Origin of the sequence: Muribaculum sp., assembly GCF_029051885.1 — a bacterium.
Taxonomy (GTDB): Bacteria; Bacteroidota; Bacteroidia; order Bacteroidales; family Muribaculaceae; genus Muribaculum.
Genome location: NZ_JAIDKI010000149.1, coordinates 1 through 6,567 on the forward strand (window position 1 = coordinate 1; position 6,567 = coordinate 6,567).

7 protein-coding genes and 1 pseudogene are annotated in these 6,567 nt (G+C 48.9%); 4 read left to right on the plus strand and 4 right to left on the minus strand.

Going from position 1 to position 6,567, the window contains the following annotated elements:
* The 3 genes from K2I50_RS06320 to K2I50_RS06330 form a co-directional block, all read left to right on the plus strand.
* Nucleotides 1-462, plus strand: a 462-nt coding sequence (locus K2I50_RS06320) for a DUF6819 domain-containing protein (RefSeq protein ID WP_301025364.1), incomplete at its 5' end; no start/stop codon positions are given.
* Between the two features lie 23 nt (nucleotides 463-485).
* The gene (locus tag K2I50_RS06325; protein ID WP_301025365.1) at nucleotides 486-1,580 is read left to right on the plus strand and encodes a TlpA disulfide reductase family protein; all 1,095 of its coding nucleotides are present in this window, start codon (nucleotides 486-488) and stop codon (nucleotides 1,578-1,580) included.
* A gap of 71 nt (nucleotides 1,581-1,651) precedes the next feature.
* Complete coding sequence (locus tag K2I50_RS06330) at nucleotides 1,652-2,431, plus strand: glycosyltransferase (RefSeq protein WP_301025366.1); 780 nt, start codon at nucleotides 1,652-1,654, stop codon at nucleotides 2,429-2,431.
* Nucleotides 2,432-2,450: 19 nt separating this feature from the next.
* On the opposite strand, the gene K2I50_RS06335 is transcribed toward K2I50_RS06330, so the two are convergent.
* A complete protein-coding gene (locus K2I50_RS06335; RefSeq protein ID WP_301025368.1) occupies nucleotides 2,451-3,566 on the minus strand; it encodes a glycosyltransferase family protein in 1,116 nt (371 codons plus the stop codon).
* 74 nt (nucleotides 3,567-3,640) lie between these two features.
* Here K2I50_RS06335 and K2I50_RS06340 point away from each other — a divergent pair, with 74 nt between their 5' ends.
* The gene (locus K2I50_RS06340) at nucleotides 3,641-4,564 is read left to right on the plus strand and encodes a glycosyltransferase family A protein (protein ID WP_301025369.1); all 924 of its coding nucleotides are present in this window, start codon (nucleotides 3,641-3,643) and stop codon (nucleotides 4,562-4,564) included.
* A 15-nt stretch (nucleotides 4,565-4,579) separates the two neighbouring features.
* Here K2I50_RS06340 and K2I50_RS06345 read toward each other — a convergent pair whose 3' ends face one another.
* The 3 genes and pseudogenes from K2I50_RS06345 to K2I50_RS06355 form a co-directional block, all read right to left on the minus strand.
* Nucleotides 4,580-5,245 carry a hypothetical protein gene (locus K2I50_RS06345; protein ID WP_301025370.1) on the minus strand — a complete coding sequence of 222 codons (666 nt, stop codon included), beginning with the start codon at nucleotides 5,243-5,245 and terminating at the stop codon, nucleotides 4,580-4,582.
* Between the two features lie 140 nt (nucleotides 5,246-5,385).
* On the minus strand, nucleotides 5,386-6,429 hold the full coding sequence (leuB, locus tag K2I50_RS06350) for a 3-isopropylmalate dehydrogenase (protein ID WP_301025372.1): 1,044 nt from the start codon (nucleotides 6,427-6,429) through the stop codon (nucleotides 5,386-5,388).
* A 20-nt stretch (nucleotides 6,430-6,449) separates the two neighbouring features.
* A pseudogene (locus tag K2I50_RS06355) lies at nucleotides 6,450-6,567 on the minus strand (3-isopropylmalate dehydratase small subunit); the annotation flags it as partial.

Consider the following 6,567-nt stretch of genomic DNA (forward strand, 5'->3'; position numbering starts at 1 on the left):
CCGGAGTGCAAAATAAAAGATATATTCAGCGCTATAATCGACGGAACAATAACATCGGTAGAACAGCTTTCCGAACGCCTAAACTACGAAGGCTCGCAATACGACCATTATGCCTGGGCATTCGTATGCCACAACTTTAATAAATGCTACTCGGTAAATATCGAAGATATCACTCCCGAGATACTGATATCGGCAATCACCCGATGGACCGAATCGGTGAGGGCGCTCGACCAGATGAGACGCGACGACGCAATGCGCGACTTCACACAGCAGATTGGCCACGACACCGACTTCGACACCCCCGGAGAGTGGCTCGATGAAAGCATGGTCAATAAGGAGTTCAATCCGGAGAGCAATCCTCAGATAATGTCGATGCACAATCACTATGTTCAGGCACTTCTTGACGCACATCAGGTGACTACAGAACTTAAACGTACATTCAACATCAACGATAACCAATAAACCACCATTTCTTCAATATAGACATGAAGCATATATCAACCGCTACAGGCTGCGCTCTGTTGTTTATCGCGGCGGCATGCAGCAACAACCAATGGCATGTAAAAGGTACCCTTGAGGGTGGTGCCGGTAAAGAGATACTGGTACAGGCATCGGACAACGGACGCTGGTATACACTCGATACAATAACAACCGGAAAAAACGGCAACTTCGAATATACCCACCCCGCCATGGGACGCCCCGATGTATACCGCCTGAATCTTGACGGACGAAGCATATACTTCCCTATCGACAGCATCGAGACCGTGACAGTGGCTGCGACCGACAGCCTTTTTGACACATCCTACACTATTGAAGGAACTCCTGCGGCAGAAGCCATGATGAATGCCGACAGAAAACTTATGGATGCCGTAAGGGCAAGAGGAGCCGAAGCAGCCCTTACCGACTCAGTGCTCAAGAGAGACCTGGCCCAGACAATTCTGGCCGATCCGGCAGGAATTGTATCATACTATATAATATCCAAACAGATCAACGGCAGATACCTTTTCAATCCTGCCAACAGAATGGACAATCGTGTAATCGGTGCCGTAGCAAACGCATACAGCGAAAAACGCCCCGATGATCCGCGTACGACATATCTCAAGCAGCTTTATCTGGCCAACCGTGTGGCAATGAATCCCGATTTGACCATGCCGACCGATACAATCCAGGCCACCGAACTTGCGTACTTCGATATCGCCCTTACTAACGAAAAGGGTGACACCATCTCGCTTTCCGATGCTGTAAACCGCAATAAAGTGGTAATACTTAGCTTTACCGCCTATACCGCCGAGGGTTCCACCGCCTACAACGCCCTCCTGGCCGAGGCATACCGCCGCTACCACAACCAGGGGCTTGAGATATATCAGGTAGCTTTCGACGATGATGAATTCCAATGGAAGAAGTCGGCGAAAAATCTACCATGGGTTACTGTATACCATCCTTCGACCCAAGGTGCCCAGACCCTTATGAACTATAACGTGCAGGGACTTCCGACTACATTCGTTCTCTCCAACGGACAGATTTCCGACCGCGTGACCGACCCATCGGCCATCTCCTCTACCGTAGGACGCCATTTCTGAGTTTTTAATAAATGACACTTGACGTACTCATTGCGACATATGGCAATCAAGGGATAACCCGAGTCAGCCAGATGACCTTACCCCCGGTCGCGGGGGTAAGGTACATTATTTCATGGCAGATACCTCGAAATGAAACACCCGGAAAAATCCCCGACTCCCTGAAAAGAAAAGATATCGATATATTTTCCCACTTTTCAACCGGAGTATCGCGGAACAGAAACTTCGCGTTGTCAAAAGCTACGGCCGACTACTGCCTAATCTCAGATGATGACCTGATATACTCTGAAAGAAGCATCCGACAGTTGTTTGACATATTCAGGGATAATCCCTCGGTTGATATTTACGCATTCAAAGCCGAATGTCAGATGGTACGCAACATGCCTTCCTATTCTTTTGACCTAAGGCATCCTCCACGGTTCTACTGGCCATTGGAATTTGAAATAGCATTTAATCTTGACAGCGTCAGACGCAATAATGTCAAATTCAACGAACTGTTCGGGCGGAATGCACCGACATTACAATCAGGAGAAATAGCTGTCTTCCTTCATCAGGCTTTCAAACGTAATCTTACAGGAAGATACTTCCCGTTAGACCTTTGTCGCCATCCCAATCCGACAACAATGGAGCATATGGCTCTTAATGAGGGGGTTATTATGGCTCACGGAGCTTCAATAGCTTTAATACATCCTGTCACATGGTTTCCTCGAATTGTTGTCAATTCATACCGCCGGAGCAGACAACTTGACTCATCGTTTGTCCGAATGCTAAAGTTAATGCTGAAAGGATGCATATACCGCTACAGGCATGTGTCATCCGATGGCTCGGAACGACGTTACAGCCGTCCCGTATAGTCTATTATCGACCAGGCTATTAAACGCGCGACCAAAAGTCAAGGCAACGGCGCGACACCACGTCGAGATGGTTGTGTCTGGCAACAAAATCGCGCGATGCGCGCGACTGTGCGGGAATGCGTTCAGGATGCAACACCACATCCTCAAAGGTACGATATAACGCCTCATCGTCAGGCACAGCATTTATTATGGGGCGATTATCATGTTCTCCTATGAAATCATAAAACTCAGGCTCGGCTCCGGTGACAGCAACTATGCCCTGCGCCATCGCAAGCATAGCGTTTGTAGCGGGAGTATAACTGTAGAGCTGGTCGAGAATTACGTGTGACGAGCGCATCATCCCTACATAATCCTTATATGGGACACTTTCAACATAGGTAAGCTCACATTTGTCAGGATAACGCTCTACTACTCTTTTCACAGCAGCGAGCATGCGGTCGGTACCTTTTTCAACCATACGTTCGCGATGTACTCCAAGGAATATCCTTACTTTTTTCGGTGCCGAATCGATACCAGGACGCAGTGACAAAGAATCAACATCAATCGGTATACCGGCATATGCCACTTTTTCTGCGGGGAAATGGCGCAACATCTCCTCATTATATTCCCAAAGTGCAGTAACGGCTCCGTCAAAACGAGAGAAGACATGGTCATTATATTGTCTCATCTCCGGAGTGTTCCACGACTTCATCAGCTCGGGGCTACTGATTGCGAGAGGTCCGGGGTCAGAGCCGATGCGCCATTCGTTGTAACGCATGCCCCCCTTGTCAAGACAATAGTCAATCCAGTAAGGCTCTGCACCATACGCCGAATTCAACACAAGCCTGTTATTTCTGCGGATGAAATCAAAAATCCATTTCAGACGCTTCGGACGCTGTGTGACAAAAAACGGAGTTCCTATCTGTACGACATCATATCCGGCAAGACGCCCCGACATCATCAGCCACTTTATCTTGGCAGCCAATATGGCGCCCCCCGCCTTTCCGGGAACAGGCCGGTCAAGATCGATATCGCGATGTGTGCCCATCCATGTGCTTCCGTTGGATGCGACCACGACATCATGTCCGAGGTTTCTAAGTCCCTTGGCCAGACAATTGTGGTAATTGCTTGCGTCGCCCAATAACAGTATTCTCATAAGTAGCTGTTCTAAATTAGAGCTTGTTCAATAATAAAAACATATAATTGTCGTTTTTATTGTAAAATACCAGGATGGAATCTTTGCTGACTGTAGTCATACCCGTATTTAACCGAGAGAAGATTGTCGGGGCGACGTTGGAGTCGCTCGAACGACAGGGATTGAAATGTCCGATTGTGCTGGTTGACAACAATAGCTCCGACGGCACATTGGAAGTCTTGACACGCTGGGCCGAAATCCAAAGGCAATGCGGCCGGAATATAACGGTAGTAAAGGAGACGACTGCCGGCGCTGCCGCCGCACGCAACCGCGGATTGCAGGAAGTAACGACTCCTTGGGTGATGTTTTTCGATTCTGACGACCTGATGCTCGACGGCCATCTTAATCGGGTGCATGAAGCAATCGTCAGATATCCGGCCAACGATATAATCGGATGGGATGTGGCAGTCAGATGCCTTGATGGAAGCAGAAAGACACGCATTTTCGCTGACAAAGATATCTTGTTCCGCAATATATTCAACGCCATTTTCTCAACACAGAGATATGCCGTGCGCACAGATTTCTTCCGGAGAGCCGGAGCATGGGATGCCAACGTCACCGGATGGGACGATTATGAGACCGGCATGCGTCTTGCTGTCGAAAAGCCCAGAACATTAAAACTCCACGGCACACCAACGGTACTCGTGGTAGAACAGAAAAAATCAATCACAGGAACCGACTATTCATCAGGAGCACAGAAATGGGAATATGCTCTTGACTGCTGTGAGGCTACATTTCGAAAGTATAATCTGCACCGGGAACTGCGCTGGCTTGAACTGCGCCGCATGGTGCTCGCCGCACTTTATGCCCGCGAAAAAAGCACTGAAGCCGACAGGCTTTATAAAGAGGTCATGGATAAAACGCATAGCCTGTGGCGCAGACTGCTATTAAAAACAGCATATGCCTATACCCGACATGGGGGCAGAGGCATACACATCTTGCTGAAGCCATTTATATGACGGCAACCATCGTCATCACCATTCGTAAGCGATGGTAAATCCAAGGGCATTGAGGCTCATGCCTCGCCCACCCCATGTATAATTATTTGCCGAGGTAATAAGCTGATAGGTGATACCAAGGTCCACCGCCTGCTTTGAATTGGATGAATTGACCGGGATACGCAATCCGACCGACGGACGCAGATAGAACTGCCCGTCGTTGGACAGATATCCATTGTTGAACTCCAGGTAATTGTTGCCAAGCAGAAATGTAGCGCCAAGCCTCAGGTCAATAAACGCCGACAGCTCGTTTGAAGCACCGCCGAATGTGAAACGAAAGTCGGAGAACAATGGCAGCATGGCACCGGTCTTGTTGGCTCCGTGCTCCCAATATCCGGGAACATCGGCTCGTGACAGAGAACCATCGTAATTTGAAAACGCGACATCCACTCCCAGGCCTACGCCCATATAGAACCATGATGTATACTGAAATCCCTGAGATGTGGACACACTCAGAATGTTGGCCCTGTTGCTTCCGAGACCAGCCATTGCCGACGCATCAACAAACCCTTTGTATTGCCAGGAACCAGAAAGAGCCGGACGCAAAAGCTGCGGCAACTGGTTGGCAAGCTCATAGTATTGGGCCGATGCGCCAAATGCAACAGAAAGCGCGAATATTGCCAATGGAAGACGCTTTTTCATAATGACTTTGCTTGAATTAAGAGCATGTAAAAATATATGGAAGCCATTCCTATATATCGGCAACAGCTTCCATATTATAACACTTATATTGTGCAAATAGTTACATCTGCATCACATTACCGATATCGCCGGGCGGCAGTTCAGATGTGCTCGGCAATCCATTGCCCTACCTCATAAGTGCGATATCCCGGCTTGGAGAGATCGGGAGTTGTAAACCCTGCCTCAAGAGAAGCCTGCACGGCATCGCGTATCGCCTTGCCCTCTGCCGGGAGATTGAAGTATTCAAACAGCATGGCCACCGATAAAATCTGTGCAATCGGGTTGGCGATATTCTGCCCTTTGGCCTCGGGCCACGAACCGTGAATCGGCTCAAACACCGGAGTAGACTCACCTGTCGATGCCGAGGGGAGTAATCCCATTGACCCGGATATCACCGAACCCTCGTCGGTAAGGATATCACCAAACGTATTTTCAGTAACCATCACATCGAAAAAGCGAGGGTCCTGAATCATGCGCATTGCAGCATTGTCGACATACATGAAATCAGTGGTGACATCGGGATACTCCGCCGCCATCTCCTTTGCTACTTTGCGCCACAGCCTGGATGAAGCCAATACATTAGCCTTGTCGACAACCGTAAGATGACGGCGACGACGACGGGCATACTCGTAGCCTACACGCAATATGCGCTCGACCTCTCCGCGTGTATAGAAATTGGTATCCCAGGCTTCATTGTCACCTTCATGCTTCTTACCGAAATACATACCGCCGGTAAGCTCACGGATGCATACAAAATCAGCGCCACGGATGATATCGGCACGCAATGGCGATTTGTCAAGAAGCATAGGGAAAGTCTCTACAGGCCGGATATTGGCAAACAGCCCGAGTTTCTTACGCATCGCGAGCAAGCCCTGCTCAGGACGCACCTTCGCGTCCGGGTCATTGTCATACTTGGGGTCGCCTACAGCCGAGAACAATACCGCATCACTGTCGCGACACAATTCATAGGTCTGACGGGGAAATGGGTCCCCTACCTTATCAATGGCGTCAGCGCCGACAATACCGTAAGAGAACTCGACAGTATGTCCGAAACGCTCACACACTTTCTTCATGACGAGCACGCCCTGGGCGGATATTTCAGGACCGATGCCATCGCCCGGCAATACTGCTATTTTAAAATTCATGAGTATAAGTTATAGTCAGTTTAGAAATTCTTTGCCTTAAGCTCGTAGGCCTCGGTATCATCCTTGCGTGACAGCAGATAGGATATATCATCAAGTCCATTGAGAAGGCAATGTTTTTTATATGGGTTGATATCAAAG

Excerpts from the sequence above, each read along its gene's own strand:
- K2I50_RS06330 (WP_301025366.1), top strand. The coding sequence starts at position 1,652 with ATGACCTTACCCCCGGTCGCGGGGGTAAGGTACATTATTTCATGGCAG.
- leuB (WP_301025372.1), bottom strand. The coding sequence starts at position 6,429 with ATGAATTTTAAAATAGCAGTATTGCCGGGCGATGGCATCGGTCCTGAA.
- K2I50_RS06340 (WP_301025369.1), top strand. The coding sequence starts at position 3,641 with ATGGAATCTTTGCTGACTGTAGTCATACCCGTATTTAACCGAGAGAAG.
- K2I50_RS06335 (WP_301025368.1), bottom strand. The coding sequence starts at position 3,566 with ATGAGAATACTGTTATTGGGCGACGCAAGCAATTACCACAATTGTCTG.
- K2I50_RS06325 (WP_301025365.1), top strand. The coding sequence starts at position 486 with ATGAAGCATATATCAACCGCTACAGGCTGCGCTCTGTTGTTTATCGCG.
- K2I50_RS06345 (WP_301025370.1), bottom strand. The coding sequence starts at position 5,245 with ATGAAAAAGCGTCTTCCATTGGCAATATTCGCGCTTTCTGTTGCATTT.